This is a genomic window from Streptomyces mangrovisoli (genome assembly GCF_000974985.2).
GTDB classification, from domain to species: Bacteria; Actinomycetota; Actinomycetes; order Streptomycetales; family Streptomycetaceae; genus Streptomyces; species Streptomyces mangrovisoli.
Genome location: NZ_LAVA02000058.1, coordinates 135,622 through 152,693, shown reverse-complemented (window position 1 = coordinate 152,693; position 17,072 = coordinate 135,622). Strand labels below are relative to the sequence as shown.

At 72.5% G+C, this 17,072-nt stretch carries 17 protein-coding genes and 1 riboswitch; of the genes, 6 read left to right on the top strand and 11 right to left on the bottom strand.

The window, feature by feature from the left end; genetic code table 11:
- Positions 1–42 precede the first annotated feature (42 nt).
- A complete protein-coding gene (locus tag WN71_RS24210) occupies positions 43–1,065 on the bottom strand; it encodes a glycoside hydrolase family 3 N-terminal domain-containing protein (protein ID WP_063777715.1) in 1,023 nt (340 codons plus the stop codon).
- A gap of 13 nt (positions 1,066–1,078) precedes the next feature.
- Here WN71_RS24210 and WN71_RS42855 point away from each other — a divergent pair, with 13 nt between their 5' ends.
- From WN71_RS42855 to WN71_RS24195, 3 genes are all read left to right on the top strand, one after another.
- The gene (locus tag WN71_RS42855) at positions 1,079–1,396 is read left to right on the top strand and encodes a hypothetical protein (RefSeq protein WP_063777714.1); all 318 of its coding nucleotides are present in this window, start codon (positions 1,079–1,081) and stop codon (positions 1,394–1,396) included.
- Between the two features lie 181 nt (positions 1,397–1,577).
- Complete coding sequence (locus tag WN71_RS24200; protein ID WP_046588263.1) at positions 1,578–1,943, top strand: hypothetical protein; 366 nt, start codon at positions 1,578–1,580, stop codon at positions 1,941–1,943.
- 141 nt (positions 1,944–2,084) lie between these two features.
- Positions 2,085–2,630, top strand: coding sequence for a hypothetical protein (locus WN71_RS24195; RefSeq protein ID WP_052743104.1), 546 nt, complete (start codon positions 2,085–2,087; stop codon positions 2,628–2,630).
- A 52-nt stretch (positions 2,631–2,682) separates the two neighbouring features.
- Here the strand turns inward: WN71_RS24195 and WN71_RS24190 are convergent, their stop codons facing one another.
- Positions 2,683–4,392: an aldehyde dehydrogenase family protein gene (locus tag WN71_RS24190; protein ID WP_240529739.1), complete on the bottom strand. Its 1,710-nt coding sequence runs from the start codon at positions 4,390–4,392 to the stop codon at positions 2,683–2,685.
- 43 nt (positions 4,393–4,435) lie between these two features.
- Complete coding sequence (locus WN71_RS24185; protein ID WP_046588151.1) at positions 4,436–5,359, bottom strand: TauD/TfdA dioxygenase family protein; 924 nt, start codon at positions 5,357–5,359, stop codon at positions 4,436–4,438.
- Positions 5,360–5,633: 274 nt separating this feature from the next.
- On the opposite strand from WN71_RS24185, the gene WN71_RS24180 reads away from it, so the two are divergent.
- Entirely contained in the window at positions 5,634–7,010 is a 1,377-nt protein-coding gene (locus tag WN71_RS24180) for an MFS transporter (RefSeq protein WP_052743103.1), read from the top strand.
- 104 nt (positions 7,011–7,114) lie between these two features.
- On the opposite strand, the gene WN71_RS24175 is transcribed toward WN71_RS24180, so the two are convergent.
- Both WN71_RS24175 and WN71_RS24170 read right to left on the bottom strand, forming a co-directional pair.
- Positions 7,115–7,711: a TetR/AcrR family transcriptional regulator gene (locus WN71_RS24175; protein ID WP_046588146.1), complete on the bottom strand. Its 597-nt coding sequence runs from the start codon at positions 7,709–7,711 to the stop codon at positions 7,115–7,117.
- A gap of 186 nt (positions 7,712–7,897) precedes the next feature.
- Complete coding sequence (locus WN71_RS24170) at positions 7,898–8,425, bottom strand: GNAT family N-acetyltransferase (RefSeq protein WP_046588144.1); 528 nt, start codon at positions 8,423–8,425, stop codon at positions 7,898–7,900.
- A gap of 111 nt (positions 8,426–8,536) precedes the next feature.
- Between WN71_RS24170 and WN71_RS24165 the strand changes: the two genes are divergently transcribed.
- Together WN71_RS24165 and WN71_RS24160 are read left to right on the top strand one after the other, a co-directional pair.
- Positions 8,537–8,884, top strand: coding sequence for a VOC family protein (locus WN71_RS24165; protein WP_046588142.1), 348 nt, complete (start codon positions 8,537–8,539; stop codon positions 8,882–8,884).
- 62 nt (positions 8,885–8,946) lie between these two features.
- The gene (locus WN71_RS24160) at positions 8,947–9,690 is read left to right on the top strand and encodes an SOS response-associated peptidase (protein WP_046588258.1); all 744 of its coding nucleotides are present in this window, start codon (positions 8,947–8,949) and stop codon (positions 9,688–9,690) included.
- 80 nt (positions 9,691–9,770) lie between these two features.
- Here WN71_RS24160 and WN71_RS24155 read toward each other — a convergent pair whose 3' ends face one another.
- The 6 genes from WN71_RS24155 to WN71_RS43360 all read right to left on the bottom strand — a co-directional run bounded on the left by WN71_RS24155 (position 9,771) and on the right by WN71_RS43360 (position 16,515).
- Positions 9,771–10,880 carry an LLM class flavin-dependent oxidoreductase gene (locus WN71_RS24155; RefSeq protein ID WP_046588140.1) on the bottom strand — a complete coding sequence of 370 codons (1,110 nt, stop codon included), beginning with the start codon at positions 10,878–10,880 and terminating at the stop codon, positions 9,771–9,773.
- A gap of 13 nt (positions 10,881–10,893) precedes the next feature.
- Positions 10,894–12,576 (bottom strand): dipeptide ABC transporter ATP-binding protein, encoded by a 1,683-nt coding sequence (locus tag WN71_RS24150; RefSeq protein WP_046588137.1) that lies wholly within the window; start codon positions 12,574–12,576, stop codon positions 10,894–10,896.
- 74 nt (positions 12,577–12,650) lie between these two features.
- Positions 12,651–13,574 (bottom strand): ABC transporter permease, encoded by a 924-nt coding sequence (locus WN71_RS24145; protein WP_046588134.1) that lies wholly within the window; start codon positions 13,572–13,574, stop codon positions 12,651–12,653.
- Positions 13,571–14,530 carry an ABC transporter permease gene (locus tag WN71_RS24140; RefSeq protein ID WP_046588132.1) on the bottom strand — a complete coding sequence of 320 codons (960 nt, stop codon included), beginning with the start codon at positions 14,528–14,530 and terminating at the stop codon, positions 13,571–13,573. The genes WN71_RS24145 and WN71_RS24140 overlap by 4 nt, the downstream gene beginning before the upstream one ends.
- A gap of 3 nt (positions 14,531–14,533) precedes the next feature.
- The gene (locus WN71_RS24135; RefSeq protein WP_046588131.1) at positions 14,534–16,153 is read right to left on the bottom strand and encodes an ABC transporter substrate-binding protein; all 1,620 of its coding nucleotides are present in this window, start codon (positions 16,151–16,153) and stop codon (positions 14,534–14,536) included.
- A 245-nt stretch (positions 16,154–16,398) separates the two neighbouring features.
- Positions 16,399–16,515: a putative leader peptide gene (locus WN71_RS43360; protein ID WP_338058697.1), complete on the bottom strand. Its 117-nt coding sequence runs from the start codon at positions 16,513–16,515 to the stop codon at positions 16,399–16,401.
- 36 nt (positions 16,516–16,551) lie between these two features.
- A riboswitch (SAM riboswitch) is annotated at positions 16,552–16,665 on the bottom strand.
- Positions 16,666–17,072: the final 407 nt, after the last annotated feature.

Here is a 17,072-nt window from a genome sequence, read left to right as displayed (position 1 = left end):
GCCGAAATCCTTTTCGGCTCGACGCCGGGTGCCGGCGCGCCGTCAGCCGCAGGTCAGCAGTCCCTCCTGCTGCTTCGCCGTCAGCACGCGATGGACGCTCTGGCTCACCTGCGTCCGGAAGGCCGAGCTCTGCGCCATGCGGTTCTGCACCGCCGTCGTCATGGCGGGGATCAGGCTCGGGTCGACGGTCAGCACCACGTCACCGCCCGCCGACAGGAAGTTGACGGCCCGGTTGCCCGGGGACACGGCCTTCACGGCCACCGCGCGGCCGATGTCGTCCGAGATCACGACACCCTTGAACCCCATGTTCTTGCGGAGCATCCCCTGGATGACCGTCGAGGAGAACACGGCCTGGTGCTTCGCGTCGATCTTGCTGTAGATGGCCGAGGAGATCATGACGAACGGGGCGCCCGCCTTGATCCCCGAGCGGAACGGTTCGAGGCTCGAACTCGTGGTCGTCGTCACCGAGTCGACCACATTCGCCGTCGTGTCGGTGTTGCCGCGGACATTGCCGAGCCCGGGGAAGTGCTTGAGCGTGGCCAGCACCTTCGCCTGCGCCATGCCGGCCGCGAACGCGTTGCTGTGCGGGGTCACCGTCGCGGCCGTGTGCCCGAACTCGCGGTCGTAGCGGCCGATCGGGGCGTTGTTGCGGCCCAGAGCGGCCGGCACGACATCGGCCACGGGCGCCAGGTTGAGGTTCACCCCGGCCGACTTGAGCTGCTTGCCCCAGGTGGTGGCCGCGTTGCGCAGATACGACGTCGACCAGGAGCCCTGCACGAGCGCGCTCGGCATGGTCGAGAACCCCGGGCCGGACAGCACCTGCACCTGGCCGCCCTCCTGGTCGGTGGAGACCAGCAGGGGCAGGCGACGACCTGCCACGGTGTCGGCCTTCGCCTGGAGGCTGTTGACGAGCGTCCTGGTCGCCGTGGTGCCCGCGGTGCTGCGCCCGGCGAGGAACACCGACCCGACGTGGTACTGACGCATCAGCTGGATCTGCTGCTGACTCGGCTTGGACGGCGTGACGGAACCCATGAAGAGCTGACCGACGCGCTGCGCGGCCGTCATACCGCCGTAGACCTTGTCGACGCAGGTCGTGGCGGCGTTCTTCGCCGCGCTGCTCGTCGCGGTCGTCGCGGCGCGACTGGTCGCGGACGCGGGTGCGCTGCTGCTCGCGGTCCTGGTCGCACCGCCGGTCGCGGTCCCGGCCGTGCCCGTGGTGATGGTCCGGGCCGTGGTCCCGCTCGCGGAGGCGGGCGCCTGCGAACGGTCGGCCGCCTGCGACGTGCACGCGCCCGTCAGACCCGCGGCGGCCAACGAGAGCGTCAGCACGGGGATCGGCAAGGCCACCCGCATCCTCTTCGAGCGCTGCTTCGGCGCCTGCTGCGATGTCATGTAAGCCCCTCGCGGCACGCCCAGTGCGGACCGGGTACCCCTTGGGCGGCCGCAGACGACGGTCACTCGTCCCGTCCGACCAAACGTACAGCCATTCAGCTGTGTGCGCCCTTTGTGCTCGTCGCGGCACGAATCGTCGTATGATCGCCCGCCGGTGGTTCAACACTTCTCACGGGGGGACCGCGTTGGAGAGACCGGACGACCGCGTCGCATCCGCGCTGCGCTTCACCACCGAACTCGTCGCCTGGGTGGCCACCCCGTGGGCGCTGTCCGCGTACTCGTGGCCGCTCGCCGCCCTCGCCGTGGTCGTGCTGATCGGTCTGCCGACCGTCCTCGCCACCCCGGGGGACAAGGCACAGGTGATCGTTCCCGTCCCGGGGTGGGTCACGGTCCTGCTCGTGCTGCTCCAGCTCGCCGCGGCCGCGATCGCCGCGTGGTTCGCCTGGCCCACGTACGCGGCGGTCCTCGTGTGGGTCCTCGTCGGTGCCACCCTCGTCACGGAGCGCCGCCGCCGGCGATGGCTCCTGTCCGCCGACCGGCACCCCGCCTGAGGGGCGGCGCGGGGCCCACTCGCCGTTTCTACGTGGTGGATTCAGTGCTTCCCCTGATGGACGCGGGAGCGCGCACTGGGACGGTGGACGACGCGGTCGGCCGTCGGGGCGGGCGGCGCATCGGGGTGAGGAGAAGACGGGTTGTCCCAGAAACGGCGTGCCGGGCTGCAACAGCGCGCGCGAGAGATCGGATTCGGCGGCGGGTACCGGACCTACGCCGTCACGGGGGTGCCGGGTGCGCTCGGGCAGATGGCGTGGCGGACGATCGCCGCGCTGGGCGTGCTGGCGTTCGGCATGCTGCTCATCACGAGGCCTCCATCGGTGCTGTTCAGGTTGGCGGTCGTGGCGGGGGTGCTGCTCGTCTGGTTCTGCCTCAGGCTGGGGTGGCGCCGCGCCTCCGCCGCCCTGGAGTTGAACAGGTGCTACCTCTACGCCGACGGCCTGGTCCTCACCGACCAGTTCGGCGCGCTGCGGGCCGCGGTGGCGTGGGCGGACGTGACCCGTCTGAAGCGCACGTACGGCGCCTGGCTGTTCACGGTGAGCCACCGCGTCGAACTGACCCGGCGAGGGGCGCCGTCCCTGACGTTCTCCGTCCTGGGATCGCAGTCCGAACTGGTCGACCAGTTGCAGGCACAGGCGGCACGGAACAGGATCCCGCAGCAGACCGTGCACATCCGCGTCCAGTAGGCGGCGGCCGGCTCCCGTACACGAGGCAGGTATGTGCCGCGGGCGCCGGCGGTCACGCGCGCAGGGCGGAGGAGAGGATCGGAGGCAGCCGGGCCCAGTGCGGCTGGGTGGTGAAGCGGGTGACCCGTTCGACGGTCGTGAGGCCCGTGCGGCTGGTGACGTAGTACGGCGGCTTGGGGGACAGCGAGGGGCTGCCGGTGAGGAGTCCGCGGGGTGCGGGGGCGAACGGTGCGCGTACGACGGTCTTTTCCACGTCCGTGAGCATGAACGCGTTGTTGACGAAGCCGGTGCCGCTGCCGATCGCCTGCCGGGTGTGGCCGGGGTGGGCGCCCCACGGGGTGTACCCGAGCAGGAACCCGACCGCGGACCAGGAGTTGACGCCGATGGTGCCGTAGCGCAGTTCGTCCAGTGCCGAGGCGAACGCCTCGGAGTGGGCTCGCTCGGTGCGGGGATGCACGATCACGGTGGCGCCCAGCGTGCCGGGCAGGACGTCGTTGCAGAAGTCGGTGGCGTGTCGCAGGAACTGCGCGGGGGTCTCGCCGGGCAGGCGCACGACGCCCAGGGCGCTGGCGAACACCTCCTCGGTCAGGAGCGGGTCGTCGTGGTCGGTGATGTCCGGGACCAGGATCCGGCCGTCGCCGGCGAGGCGCTCGGCTCGCGGATGCGCCGCCAGGACGGCCCCGAGGCGGCGGTCGGCTCCGGGGTAGTAGTCCGTGCGGGAGGGGAGGGCGTGCAGGACCCGTCTGATCTCCTCGAGCAGCCGCTCGGTGCCGTCCCAGGTGCGGGGCACCACCAGGACCTGGCTGGCGATGCAGTTGTGGCCGGAGTTGTTCATCTTGCTCGTCACGATGTGCTCCGCCTGGTAGCGGAAGTCGGCCCGGCTCCACGGCCCCGGCACCACGACGCATGGACTGACCCCGCCCAGCTCACTCGTGAACGGTTTGTCCACGAGGGGGGTGTCCGCGGCCCGCCGGCGTTCGGCGTGCTCGTCGGTGCCCCACACGATGGCGTCGTGGGTACGGTCGCTGCCCGTCACGTGGAGGGAGTCCACGTCGTCGTGGGCGGTGAGGTAGGCGCCCTCGGCGGGGCCGCCGTCCACGAACCGCACCCACCCGCGCTCGATGAACTCGGCGAAGATCCGCTCGAAGTGGGGGCGCAGATAGGCGTTGACGGGGTTCATCTTGGCGAGGACCGCCTGCCCTTCGGCGTACAGCTTGTGGAGGATGTCGGTCGCCGTGAGGGAGGCGACGTTCCCGGCGCCCAGCACCAGAGCCACCCCGGGGTGTTGCACGCCGCGCCGACGGTACGGTGCGGCCGCCCGCCTGCGTACCTGGTCGGCCGAGACCCCGGCCCGTATCCGCACCTCGGCCGAGTAGCCGTTGAGGAGCAGCCTGTCGAAGGCGGCGGCGGGGAACACCGTCACCCGGGTGCGGCCGTCCCGCTCGCGCACCGCGCCCTCCGGGAGCGGTGCGCGGCCGGCGGCGAGGCGGCGCAAAACATGCAGCCGTGCGCTGACGTGTTGGGCCAGCGCCCACGGGCCGCCGGTCCAGTCCTCCGCGGCCCAGGGGGAGTCGGGCTCGTATCCCTTGGCGCGGGCCCCCGCCCCGGCGAGGTCCGCCGCGGTGTCCCGGATGCGGGGCAGCAGCCGTTCGAGCAGACCGATGCGTTCGGCGAGTGAAGCGGCCGTCCAGGACCGGGCGTTGTGGCGCAGTTCGTTCAGCGCGCGGTCGAGGCCGATCGTGTCGAGGGTGGGGCTGGTCACGGTTCTCCTTGACGGGCCGGGCGGGGGCATGGGGCGCGGATCGTCAGGACAGCGGGACGCCCGCGATCGCGATGCGCTCCATCACGCGGCGCTGGGGGTAGTAGTCGTTGATCGCGTAGTGCTGGACGGCGATGTTGTCCCAGATCGCGATGGAGTCGGGCTGCCAGCGGAACCGCACCTGGAACTCGGGGACGCGTGCCTGGAGCCCCAGTTCGTGGAGGAGTTCGCGGCTCTCGTCCTCGGGCAGACCCACGATCCGGGTGGTGAAGGGCTCGTTGACGTACAAGGTCCTGCGGCCGGTGCGCGGATGCCGTACGACGACCGGGTGTTCGACCGTCGGCAGGGTCGAGCGCAGCGCCGTGATCTGCTCCGGCGTCATGAAGGTGCCCCAGCTGGGTTCCCAGTCGTGCACGGCGGTCAGGCCCTCGACGCGCGCCTTCATCTCGGCGCCGAGGTTGTCGTAGGCGGCGCCCATGTCGGCCCACATCGTGTCGCCGCCGGCCGCCGGCACCTCGATCGAGCGGAGCACGGAGCCCAGGGCGGGTGCGGCCATGAACGAGTGGTCGCTGTGCCAGATGTTCTCCTGTCCCACCGCCGTCGCGTCCTTCGCGAGCCGTGATACGCCGAGGGTGTCGCCCTTGGGGAAGAACGGGTTGGGCTCCGGCTCGCCCCACACCGCGGCCAGGGCCAGGTGGGCGGCCTCGTCGAAGGCGTGCTGGTCGCGGAAGAAGATCACCTTCCACTCCAGCAGCGCCTGCCGCAGTTCGTGCGCGAGGTCCTCGCCGATCGGCCGGGACAGGTCGACGCCGTCGATCTCGGCGCCGATGTGCGCGGTCATCGGCGTGAGGTGGAGGAGGCGGTACTCGGCCGGTGCCATGCCCGGCGCGGTCCGGTCCAGCACCCGCCGCCCGAAGTGGATGAGCGGCTTCTCCAGCAGGGGGTTCTTGTCGGTTCCCACGGTCGCCATGCGGTCCTCCTTGAGCGCATCCTGGAATTCGTTACGAGGAGTATCGATATCGGGGAAGGGTCTGGCAAGAGCGGGGCGGAGAATATTCCAGTACGCTGCTGGGTCTTGTCGTCGGGCCGCGGCATATTGATACTGCACGTAACGATTTCCTCGCCGCGATGACCGGTGAGCGCCCGCGCGCACCGATCCGTCGGCGTGCGCCCTCGCGTCGCCCGTTCCTCGTGTTGCCCGCCGACCTCGCCTGCCCTGGAGCAGCTACCCTCGCGGAGCCTTCGTGCCCAACACCGATCTCACCCTCGCCCCCCTCGCCGACCCCGTGGCGGCGAGCCGCAGCCACCGACGGCGGGCATGGACCGTCACCGGTCTGCTGGTGGCATTCATGATGGTCAACTTCGCCGACAAGTCCGTCCTGGGTTTGGCCGCCGATCGGATACGGCACGACCTGGGCCTGTCCGCGACCGGGTTCGGCCTGGCCAACAGCGCGTTCTTCCTGCTGTTCTCCCTGTCCGGCGCGCTGGGCGGACTGCTCGCGGACCGGGTGCGGCCACGGTGGCTGCTCCTGGGCATGGCGGTCGCCTGGTCGCTCACCCAGACCCCGATGGCCCTGGGCGGCGGGGTGGCGGCGCTGGTCGTCTCGCGGATCGTGCTGGGCGCCGCGGAGGGCCCCGCCTTTCCCGTCGCCCAGCACACCGCGTTGGCATGGTTCCCCGACCACCGCCGCAATCTGCCGGGTGCGCTGATCAGCGTCGGCGTCACGCTCGGAGTGGTGCTCGCCGCACCGGGCCTCACCTGGGTCATCGAGCATCACGGCTGGCGCGCCGCCTTCGCGGTGGTCGCCGTCGTCGGCGTGGTGTGGGCGGCGGCATGGGCCGCCCTGGGCAAGGACCGCCCCGCGCGCGCGGACGACCCCGCGGGCGGCTCGGCGCGCGACTCCGCGGACGACCCCGTGAACGACTCCGCGGACGTCGCCGCCCCCCGCCCCGCCGAGCTCCACGGTGCCGACGCGGCGACCTCGCCCGCCCCCTCGTACCGCCGCATCCTGGCCACCCGGACCTGGATCGGCGCCACGGTCGGCTACTTCGGCACGTACTGGATGATCGCGCTGTCGCTGGTGTGGGTGCCCTCCTACCTGAAGGACGGCCTGGGCTACTCGGCCTCCGCCTCCGCCGCCGTCGTCGCGGGGATCTGGGCGGTCAACGGCGTGGCGCTCTTGGCCCAGGCGGCGGCGACCGGGTGGCTGCTACGGCGTGGCGTGGGCAGCCGATGGGCGCGGGGCCGCCTCGGCGGCATCACCCTGCTCGTGTCGGCGGCCGGCTGCGGCGTCCTCTCGCAGACCGGGCGCGGTCCGCTCACCGTACTGCTCCTGCTGGTGGGCTTCGGCCTGTCCGGGGCCATGTCGACGGTGGCGGTGACGTCGGTCGCCGAACTCGTCCCGCAGCGTCGCCGCGGTGGCGCGCTCGGCCTCATGAACGCGGCGGTCACCCTGGCCGGCCTGGTCGCCCCCGCGCTGACGGGATACCTGATCGACCTCCGGGGCGGCGCGGGCTACGGGAACGCCGTCGTCCTGGCGGCCGTCCTGCTCGCCGTCGGAGGCGTGGCGGCCGTGGCGCTCATCGATCCCGCCGCGGACGCCCGCCGCCTGGCAAGGTGACCGACGCCCGTAACGGAGCCGGCCGCGCACCCCGCGGCCGGCTCGATGCCGTTCAGGGCCCGGAGCGCTCGATGCCGCTCGGGCCCCGGAGCGCTCGATGTCGCTCAGGGCCCGACGGCCCGGACGACCATGTCCACCAGGTCGTCGACGAACCGCGCGTTCGGCAGCTCGCGCTCGGCCAGCAGCCGGTAGACCAGCGGCGCCGCCACGAGGGTGGCGGCCGACCGGATGTCCACCTCGGGCCGCACCTCGCCCCGGGCGATGCCCCGCTGGAGGATGCGGCGCGTCTCGGACATGATCCGCTCGGTGTAGTCGCCGTACGCCACCTGCGGACCGCCCGCCTCGGCGGCCGCGGTCATCAGCTCCGTCAGCAGCCGTGCCGTACCCGGCAGCCGGTACGCCGTCAGGCGCGCCGTCAGCACCTCGCGGAGTTCGGCGCGGATGTCACCCAGGTCCGGCACCGTGAGCGGGCCGATCCGGGACTCGGCCGCCGCGATGATCAGTGCCTGCTTGGACGGCCAGCGCCGGTAGATGGCGGGTTTGCTCACCCCGGCACGCGCGGCCACGGCATCCATGGTCACGGCCTTCACGCCCTTCTCGGTGACCAGCTCGATCACCGCGTCGAGGGTGTCGTCCGTGACCCGTTCCTGCCGGGGCCGTCCCGGTCCCCGCTCCGCCCGCTGTGTCTCTGCCCCGGCCATGCTCCGAGAATACGGGGCGCGATCTCCGCTTTGAGGAGCGCGGGGGCGGGGCGGCGGTGCCCCGGCTCAACGGGACGGCGAGTCCGGGGCCGGGGTCGGGACCGAGACAGGCGACGGGGCCGAGTCCGGAGCCGGAGCCGGGGCCGAGTCCGCTGACGGGGCCGAGTCCGTCGAAGGGGCCAAGGCTCAGGCCGGGGCCCGTATCCCGAGCCACTGTTCGGCGTCCCAGGCCTCGAACCGCTCCACCTCCGTGAACCCCAGCTTCGCCGCGAGCCGCATCGAGGCGGTGTTGGCGGTCTGCGTGGTGAGGACGACCGGCTCGCCGGGAAGGACGTCGGCGAGCCAGCCGAGCGCCGCCGTGCAGGCCTCGGCCGCGTATCCGAGCCCCCACGCCCGCGGCAGGAACAGGTAACCGAGATCGACCTTCCCCGCGGCGGCCGGGCGGCGGTGTTCCGTCGCCCTCCGCAGCAGGACCTGGCCGATCATGTCCCCGTCGCGTTCGACGACGAAGCTCCCGGGCCATTTCCCGGGCGCCTCGGGCATCTCCCGCTCCAGCTCGGCACGTGGCCGGGGGCCACCGAGAAAGCTGTGCACCTCCGGCGAGGCGTGCAGCTCGACGAAGACCGGACGGTCGCGGGTCTCGGGCTCACGGAGCACGAGCCGCTCGGTCCTGATCGGCGCGGGTGGCCAGGCCACGGGTCCCAGATCTTCCATCCGGGCACGCTAACAGGTGGCCAATCCGGCGGTACGGCGCACCGGTTGGGCCGGGGACGTAACGTACCGCTCGCGGGAGAATCGCCCCTACCCCCCTGTCTGGAGTCGTCGATGACCGTTCGCCGTGTCGTGCCCAACGTCCGGTCCGAGGCAGTGCCGGAGAGCCGGGAGTTCTACGGCCTGCTCGGCTTCGAGGAGGTGATGAACCACGGCTGGATCATGACGCTCGCGTCCCCGTCCGAGCCGACGGCGCAGGTCAGCTTCATGGCGTACGACAAGACGGCGCCGGTCGCGCCGGACCTGAGCGTCGAGGTGGACGACGTGGACGCGGCCTACGCGCTCGTGCGGGAGAGCGGCGCGGAGATCGTCCACCCGTTGCAGGACGAGGAGTGGGGGGTACGGCGCTTCTTCGTCCGGGACCCCAACGGGCGGGTCGTCAATGTGCTGGGGCACCGCTGACACACGGTCCGATCCGCCGGGGGGTGACGCATCGGGCCCGCGAGGATGGCACAGTGGGCGGCATGTGCGGCCGATACGCCTCCACCCGCAGCCCGCAGGACCTCGCCCCGCTGTTCGGCGTGGCCGACCCGCCCCCGCGTGAGACGCTCGCGCCGAGCTGGAACGTCGCCCCGACCGACGAGGTGTGGGCCGTCCTCGAACGCGCGTCGCGAGGCGACGACGGCCCCTCGGCGGTCGAGCGCGCGCTGCTGCCGCTGCGCTGGGGCCTGGTGCCCTCCTGGGCCAAGGACGTGAAGGTCGGGTCCCGGATGATCAACGCCCGGGTGGAGACCGTGCACGAGAAGCCCGCCTACCGGCGCGCGTTCGCCCGTCGCCGCTGCCTCCTGCCCGCCGACGGCTTCTACGAATGGGAGCAGGTGAAGGACCCCGGGACCGGCCGTACGCGCAAGCAGCCGTACTTCATCCACCCCGAGGACGACCAGATCATGGCGCTGGCCGGTCTGTACGAGTACTGGCGCGACCCGGCGGTGAAGGCCGACGACGATCCGGCCGCCTGGCTGACGACCTGCACGATCATCACCACCGAGGCCACGGACGCGGCCGGCCGCGTCCACCCGCGCATGCCGCTGGCCCTCACCCCCGACCACTACGACGCCTGGCTCGACCCGGCCCACCAGGACCCCGACGAGCTGCGGGCCCTGCTCGGCCGGCCGGCCGACGGCAACCTGGACGCCCGCCCCGTCTCCACCGCCGTCAACAACGTCCGCAACAACGGCCCTCACCTCCTGGCCGAGACCGCCGCCTGAGCCACCGGGCCCGGGCCCCGCGGCGCGATCGAGGCGGAAGCGCACCTCGTCGACGGCCCGTCCGTCGGGACCGGGGTCCATCATGCCTCGATCGTACGGACCGCCGAGCCGCCGCGGGCGGCCGACGGAAGGGATCGTGTTCCGGGTTCGGCGGGGCGGGATCGGCCGTCGTCGGTCGGCGCGGGGCGCCAGCCCAGTTCCGGTGCGACGAGGTGGCGTACGTCGTGGAGGATCTGTTCGTACTCCTCGCCGTGGAACTCGTACGGGAGCTCCAGGCGCAGCTCCGACACCTGCGCGAGCACCAGGTCGGCGGTCAGCCGCTCCAGGATCTGGTCGGCGGTGCCCACCACGTCCGGGGCGAACAGGACGCGCTTCGGGCCCTGTGGGGCGAGGGTGCGTTCGTGGCGGCTCGCCGCGTAGGCGCGGTAGCGGGCCCGGGTGGCCGCGTCGGCGCTGTCGAGGGGGACGACGACCCTGCCCAGCGCCACCCGGCGCGGGCCGTCCCCGGCGGGCGCGCGACGGTACTCCGCGAGCAGGTTCAGCTGGGCCGTGCCGAAGTCGTCGGTGTGCTCGCCGGTGACGATGTTGCCGGTCAGCAGGCCGAGGCCGTTCTCCGCGGCCCAGCGGGCCGAGCGCAGGCTGCCGCCGCCGTACCAGACGCGCCGCGCCAGCCCGGGAGCGTGCGGTTGCAGGCGTGGTCGCTGGACGTTGCCCGGTGAGTGGATGACCGTGTCGGGGCCGCCGAGATAGCCGCCGCGCAGGTGCGCGACGACCCGCGCGATCCTGCCGTACGACAGGTCGAAGTCGCGCCAGTCGCCGTCGTACACCAGGTCGCCGAGCAGCTCCGCGTGCGGCATCCCGGTGCTGAAGCCGACCTGGAGCCGCCCCCGGGACAGCACGTCTGCCAGAGCGAGGTCCTCGGCCAGGCGGAAGGGGCTCTCGTACCCGATCGGGATGACCGCCGTGCCGAGTTCGATCCGTTCGGTGCGCTGGCCGGCCGCGGCGAGGAACACGGCCGCCGAGCCGACGCCGTGCTCCAGGTGGCGCTGGCGGACCCAGGCCCCGTCGAAGCCGAGCCGCTCGCCGTACTCGAAGAGGCGCAGCGTCTCCTCGAGTCCCGGGTGGGGATCGTCGTCGGCGAAGTTGCCGGGGGTGAGGAAGGCCAGGGAGGTGATGGTCGGAGTGCTCATGGGAAGCGGGTCCTCAGCTCGTGGTGGCGGTGTCCGCGACGGGAACGGGCAGGCGGCTGCCTGGAATCGCGGCGAGCAGCTCGCGGGTGTACGCGTGGCGGGGTTCGGCGAAGAGATCCGCGGGCGGCCCCGTCTCGACGACGCGTCCGGCCCGCATGACGGCCACCTGGTGCGCGATCTGCCGTACGACGGCCAGGTCGTGGGAGATGAACAGGTACGCCACTCCGGTGTCCGCCTGCAACTCGGCCAGCAGTTCGAGAACTTGGGACTGGACGGACACGTCGAGCGCGGAGACCGGCTCGTCGCAGACCACCAGGTCGGGGGAGAGGGCGAGGGCGCGGGCGATCGCCACGCGCTGGCGCTGGCCGCCCGACAGCTCCGCCGGGCGGCGCTCCAGCGTGGCGGCGGGCAGCGCCACCCGGTCCAGGAGGTCACGGGCGCGGTCGAGCCTGGCCGCGCGGTCGCCGACCCCGAACGCCCGCAGCGGCTCCGTTATGACCTCGCCGATGGACAGGCGCGGGTCGAGGGAGGCGTAGGGGTTCTGGTAGATCAGCTGGGCGCGGCGGCGCAACTGCCGCACCTGGGCGCCCTTGGCGGTGGTGACGTCCGCGCCGTCGAAGAGGATCTGCCCGGACGTCGGATCGGTGAGGCGCAGGACCAGGCGTGCCGTCGTCGACTTGCCCGAGCCCGATTCACCGACGAGCGCGAGGGTCTGCCCGCGCCGCAGGGTGAGGCCGACGTCGTCGACCGCGCGCAGGGTCCGGTGTCCGCCCGCGGCCCGGGGGAGTCGGAACTCCTTGACCAGGTGCCGGACTTCGACCAGGGGTGGACTCGACTCGGCGGGTTCGGGCCGGGATGCGTCACGGGGTGCCGTGGTGATCGGGGCCCGGGCGGCCGCGGAGGGGCCCGTCAGGCTCGGCGCGCTCGCCAACAGCCGCCTCGTGTAGGCGTGCTGGGGGTCCGCCAGCACGGTGGCCGTCTCGCCGGCCTCCACGACCCTGCCCTGCTCCATGACCACCAGGCGCTGCGCCCGGTCGGCCGCCACCCCGAGGTCGTGGGTCACGAGCAGGATCGCGGTGTCCGACTCCTCGGTGAGACGCTGGAGATGGTCGAGGATGACGCGCTGCACGGTGACGTCGAGCGCGCTCGTGGGTTCGTCGGCGATGATCAGCCGGGGGTTCGCCGCGATGGCCACGGCGATCAGAGCCCGTTGCCGCATTCCGCCGGAGAGTTCGTGCGGATACTGGCGCGCGCGGACGGCCGCGTCGGGCAGCCCCGCCCGGTCCAGCACGGCGACCGCCTCGGCGGCGGCCGCGCGGCGCGTCGCGAGGCCGTGGATGCGCAGCACCTCGGCGACCTGCTCCCCGATCCGCTTGACCGGGTTGAGGGAGACGGTCGGGTCCTGCGGTACGAGTCCGATCCCCGTACCGCGCACGGTGCGCAGTTCGGCCTCGGACAGGGTGACGAGGTCGTGCCGGCCGAAGCGGATGGTGCCCGCGTCGAGCATGCCGCCCGCCGCCAGCAGCCGGATGACGGCGTGCGCGGTGGTGCTCTTGCCGGAGCCGGACTCGCCGACCACGGCGGTCACCTGCCCGGGGAACACGTCGAGGTCGACGCCGCGTACGGCCGCGACCGTGCCGCCCCGCGTGCGGTATGACACGGACAGGCCGCGGATCTCCAGCAGGGGTGTGGTCATGTCCGTGCCGTTCTCGTCGAGTGGGTGGGCCGGGACCGGCGGCCTCGACCGCCGCTCCCGTCGGCCGGGGCGGGTCATGGCCGGCGCCCCCGTTCGCCGTCCAGCGCCCGCGCGACACGGTTCGTGGCCAGCACCGTCGCCGCGACGGCCAGACCGGGCAGCGCCGTCAACCACCAGGCGTTGGAGAGGTAGTTGCGGCCGTCGGAGATCAACGTGCCCCATTCCGGGGCGGGCGGCGGGGCGCCGTAGCCGAGGAAGCTCAGGGCGGACACGGCGAGGATCGAGGAGCCGAGGTCCAGCGTGGCCAGCACGACGACGGGGCCCGCCGCGTTGGGCAGGACATGGCGTGCCAGCATCGAGTACCAGCGCGCCCCGGAGGAGCGGGCCGCCTCGACGAAGACCGCCTGCCGTACGCGCAGGACCTCGGCGCGCGCCACCCGGGCGAAGGAGGCGACGCTCGCGATGCCCACCGCGACGGCCACCTTCACCGTCCCGTACCCGAGCGCGGTGACCATCGCCAGCGACAGGAACAGCGCAGGGATGGACAGCAGGATGTCGACGAACCGCATCAGCACGTCGTCCACCCAGCGGCCCGTGAATCCGGCCACCACGCCGAGCAGGCCGCCCACCACGAACGCCACCAGCACCGCGATCAGCGTGGCCTTCAGGGAGAGCTGGGCGCCGTGGACGACGCGGGAGAACACGTCCCGCCCGAGTTCGTCCGTGCCGAACCAGTGACTGCCGCTCGGGCCGCGGAAGTTCTGCGACGGCACCCCCTTCAACGGGTCCTGCGAGGTGAACAGCTCGGGCCGGAACGCGGCCAGGACGACCAGCACCAGCACGACGACGGACAGCAGCAGGCCGGGCCGGCGCAGCACGAACCGCAGCGCCTGCCGGAGGCCGGTGACGCGCCCCGCCGGTGACGGGGTCCGCGGGTCGAGCGGCCGGGCCGGGCCGGGGGCGGCCTCGGCCTGGCCGTCGAGCAGGGACTGACTCATGCGATGCCCGCCCTCCGGTCCGAGGCCACCACGATCCGCGGGTCCAGCAGCGGATACACGAGGTCGACGATCAGGTTCACGCTCACGAAGATCAGCGCGCCGAACACCACCACCCCCTGGACCAGCGGGATGTCCTGGGCGGTGACCGCGGCCGCGGTCACCCGGCCCAGACCGTCCCGGGAGAAGACCGTCTCCACGACCACCGAACCGGCGATCAGCTGCCCGACGAGCAGGCCGACGACGGTGAGGGCGGGCAGGGAGGCGTTGCGCAGCGCGTGCCGCAGATGCACCCGCCAGCGGCCCGCGCCCTTGGCGCGCGCGGTCTCCACATAGGCCTGGTCGAGCGCCGTGAGCAGGGACTTGGCCAGTACCTGCGCGACCTGCGCGCCGGTCGGGATCGCGAGCGTCAGGGCGGGCAGCACCAGGCCGCGCAGCCCGTCGTTGCCGAACGCAGGGAACCAGTGCAGCCGGAACGAGAACGCCTCGACGAGCAGCAGCCCCACCCAGAACGTCGGCACCGACACCCCCAACGGAGGCAGCGACAGCAGCAGTTGGCGCAGCCAGCGCCTGCTGGTGTACGTCGCCAGCACCGCGAGGCCGCCGCCGAGCACCGCCGCGAGCAGCAGTGCGGCGCCCGTCAGGCGCAGGGTCTGCGGCAGCGCGTCGGCGAGCGTGGCGGTGACCGGGCGGCCCGTGGAGACCGCGTCGCCGAAGTCCCCGCGCAGCGCCCTGCCGAGATGGTCGGCGTACTGCGCGAGGACCGGCTTGTCGAAGCCGTACTCGTGCCGCAGCGCCGCGATCCGGGCGGGATCGACCTGGCCCGAGTCCATCCCGGCGCCGGCCATCGCGCTGACCGGGTCGCCGGGCAGGAAGTCGAGCACCAGGAACGACACGGTGTACGCCGCCCACAGCACACCGACCGCCTGCGCCAGCCGTTTGATCACATACCGGCGCACGGTCTAGCCGATCCAGGTGTCGTGGAGCTGGACGCGGCTGCCCGAGTCGAAGGCGAGCCCGTGCACCTTCTTCGCCACGCCGAGCTGGGTCTGGAGTTCGACCACCGGCACGTAGTAGGCGTTCTGCACGAGCAGCTTCTGCGCCTGGCCCACCAGCTCGGCACGGGTCGCGGTGTCGGTGGTCGCGGCCTGCGCGGCCAGCACCGAGTCCAGCGAACCGGCCGGGAGGTGGTAGAAGTTCGTCAGCCGGGTGGAGAAGGAGCTGCGCAGGATGTCCGGGTCGGAGCGGGTCACATTGGTCCACACGACCTCGTAGTCGCCGGTCTGGACCGTCGTGGAGAACTGGCTCACCTGGAGCTGCTTGAGCACGACGTCGATACCGACGGCCTTGAGCTGCTGCTGGACGAGTTCGAGCGCGGGCTGGTTGGTCGCCGCGTTGGGGAACCAGGTGATGGTCAGGCGCAGCTTCTTGCCGCCCTTCGCGCGGATGCCGTCGCTGCCGGTCTTCCAGCCGGCCGCGTCCAGCAGGGACTTGGCCTTCGCCGTGTCGAGGGCGAGGTCCGCGGAGAGGTCGGTCCAGTCGGGCGTGGTGTGCGCGAGGACGCTGGTGGCCGGGCGGGTGCCGGTGGGGAAGACGGTGTCGGCGATCTGCTTGCGGTCGACGGCGGCCACGATCGCCCGGCGGACCCTGGCGTCCTTGAGCAGGGGCCGCGCGTTGTTGAGACCGAGGCCGAACACCACGCCCGGGTTGGCCCGGCTCTGGAGGGTGACCTGGCCGCCCTTGAGCGCCGCCTCGTCGGCCCGGCCTACGCTGCCGATCGCGTCCACCTGGCCGGACTGGAGACTGCCGGACCGGACCCCGGACTCGGGCACCACCTTGAACACCACCTTGTCCAGGTAGGCCGCGCCCTTCTTGGACCACAGCGCCGAGCCCCAGTCGTAGCCGGTACGCCGGGCCAGGGTGATCGACTGGTTCTGCACGTACTGCTTGAGCACGAACGGCCCGGAGCCGATGACGCCGTCCGCGCACTTCTGCTGCGGGGTCCGCTGCACGCTCGCCGACGACTCGATGCCCAGCGAGTGCGTCGAAGTGGCCTGCAGGAACTGGGCGTTGGACTGCTCGAAGGTGACCTTGACGGTCAACGGGTCGACCACCGTGGTGCTCTCGAGGCCGCTGAGATAGCCCTCGGCGAGGGTGCCGAGCGCGCCCAGCTTCGGGACCGCGTCGAAGTTGTCCTTCACCACCTGCGCGGTCAACTCGGACCCGTCGCTGAAGGTGACGCCCGACCGCAGATGGAAGGTGAACGTCTTCGCGTCGCTGCTGACCTCCCAGCTCTTGGCCAGCCAGGGCACGATCTTGCCCGTCTTCGGGTTCTGGTCGGTCAGGGAGTCCACGATCTGGCGGACCGAGTAGATGGTGTCGTTGCTGCCGACCTGCTGCGGATCCACGCAGCCGGAGTCGGAGCCCACCGCGAAGGTCAGGGTGCCGCCGGACCGTGCCGGGCCGCTCGCACCGCCGGAGCCGTCACCGCCCGAGCCGCAGGCGGTCAGCAGAAGTCCGGTGGCGAGCAGGGCGGTCAGGGACGATCGTCGGGTCGGTCCGAAGGACGGTAGTGCTCTCACGGAGGGGTGTCTCCTACTCGGGTCACCAGGCATGGACGGGTCGCGCGAGCGCGGCCGCGCAGGGGTGTGCGCCACCCGGCGGCGCGACGCGCCGACGACGGGGGGAGCGGTGGGCGGAGGAGGCCGGGGAAACGACACCGAAGGCGGTGGCGAGGCGACGGGCAGGCGTCAGCCGTGGCCGGCGAGCGACGTCAGGCCGTGCTCGCGGGCGCCGGAGAACCGGCCGCCGACGGCATCCGGGCTCGTCAGGCCCGACAGAAGCAGCTGGCCGAACGCTTCAGATCGATGTGGCGCCGACGCGACAGGCGGGAGAACGCGGTGGCGTCGGCGAAGGAGGAAGCGGGCTCAGCGAGCTGCCACATGCCGGTCCTCCCCCCGTCTTCGGCCCCGTTCGCGGGGCCTCGCGCTTGCGGGAATCGTCGGTGATCCCGCCGGGCTTTCACCTGGAGCACCCCACCGCGCGGGAGGGTTGCCGGTCAGCGAGCCAGGGCTTGACGCTGACACTCAATGCCGACCGCGATCGTACGAAGCGGTTTCGCCGTACGTCAATGCCGGTGCCCGTACGGCCGGTTGGCGCGGGCCGGCCGTCTCGCACCGCGGGACACATGGTGGACGCCACGCGTACCGTGTGTTTTGATCCGGCCATGGAGTCCGCAGGTCAGCCACGTGTCGTGCTGCTCGATCCGTTCTGGGCGGGCCGCCGCGCCGACCAGTTCGACCAGACCTGTCGCTGACCCCTCGCCGCGTCCCTCCGTTTCGCTTTCGCCTTCGCCTTCGCCTTCGCCTTCGCCCGTCTACGGCCTTGTCGCCGCGCGGACTTGGAGCGTCGGTGTCCGCCGACGTCCGCTGCCGTCCTGCCCGCCCTCGTCGCCCCGCCGCGCCCTCGTCGCCTCGCGCCGGTCGCGCACGCCGCGCTGGC

What these genes read in the sequence shown, in the direction of transcription:
- WN71_RS24160 (WP_046588258.1), top strand. Translation starts at nt 8,947, where the DNA reads ATGTGCGGCCGATACGCCTCCACCCGCAGCCCGCAGGACCTCGCCCCG.
- WN71_RS24145 (WP_046588134.1), bottom strand. Translation starts at nt 13,574, where the DNA reads ATGAGTCAGTCCCTGCTCGACGGCCAGGCCGAGGCCGCCCCCGGCCCG.
- WN71_RS24155 (WP_046588140.1), bottom strand. Translation starts at nt 10,880, where the DNA reads ATGAGCACTCCGACCATCACCTCCCTGGCCTTCCTCACCCCCGGCAAC.
- WN71_RS24150 (WP_046588137.1), bottom strand. Translation starts at nt 12,576, where the DNA reads ATGACCACACCCCTGCTGGAGATCCGCGGCCTGTCCGTGTCATACCGC.
- WN71_RS24170 (WP_046588144.1), bottom strand. Translation starts at nt 8,425, where the DNA reads ATGGAAGATCTGGGACCCGTGGCCTGGCCACCCGCGCCGATCAGGACC.
- WN71_RS24175 (WP_046588146.1), bottom strand. Translation starts at nt 7,711, where the DNA reads ATGGCCGGGGCAGAGACACAGCGGGCGGAGCGGGGACCGGGACGGCCC.
- WN71_RS43360 (WP_338058697.1), bottom strand. Translation starts at nt 16,515, where the DNA reads ATGTGGCAGCTCGCTGAGCCCGCTTCCTCCTTCGCCGACGCCACCGCG.
- WN71_RS24165 (WP_046588142.1), top strand. Translation starts at nt 8,537, where the DNA reads ATGACCGTTCGCCGTGTCGTGCCCAACGTCCGGTCCGAGGCAGTGCCG.
- WN71_RS24185 (WP_046588151.1), bottom strand. Translation starts at nt 5,359, where the DNA reads ATGGCGACCGTGGGAACCGACAAGAACCCCCTGCTGGAGAAGCCGCTC.
- WN71_RS24210 (WP_063777715.1), bottom strand. Translation starts at nt 1,065, where the DNA reads ATGACGGCCGCGCAGCGCGTCGGTCAGCTCTTCATGGGTTCCGTCACG.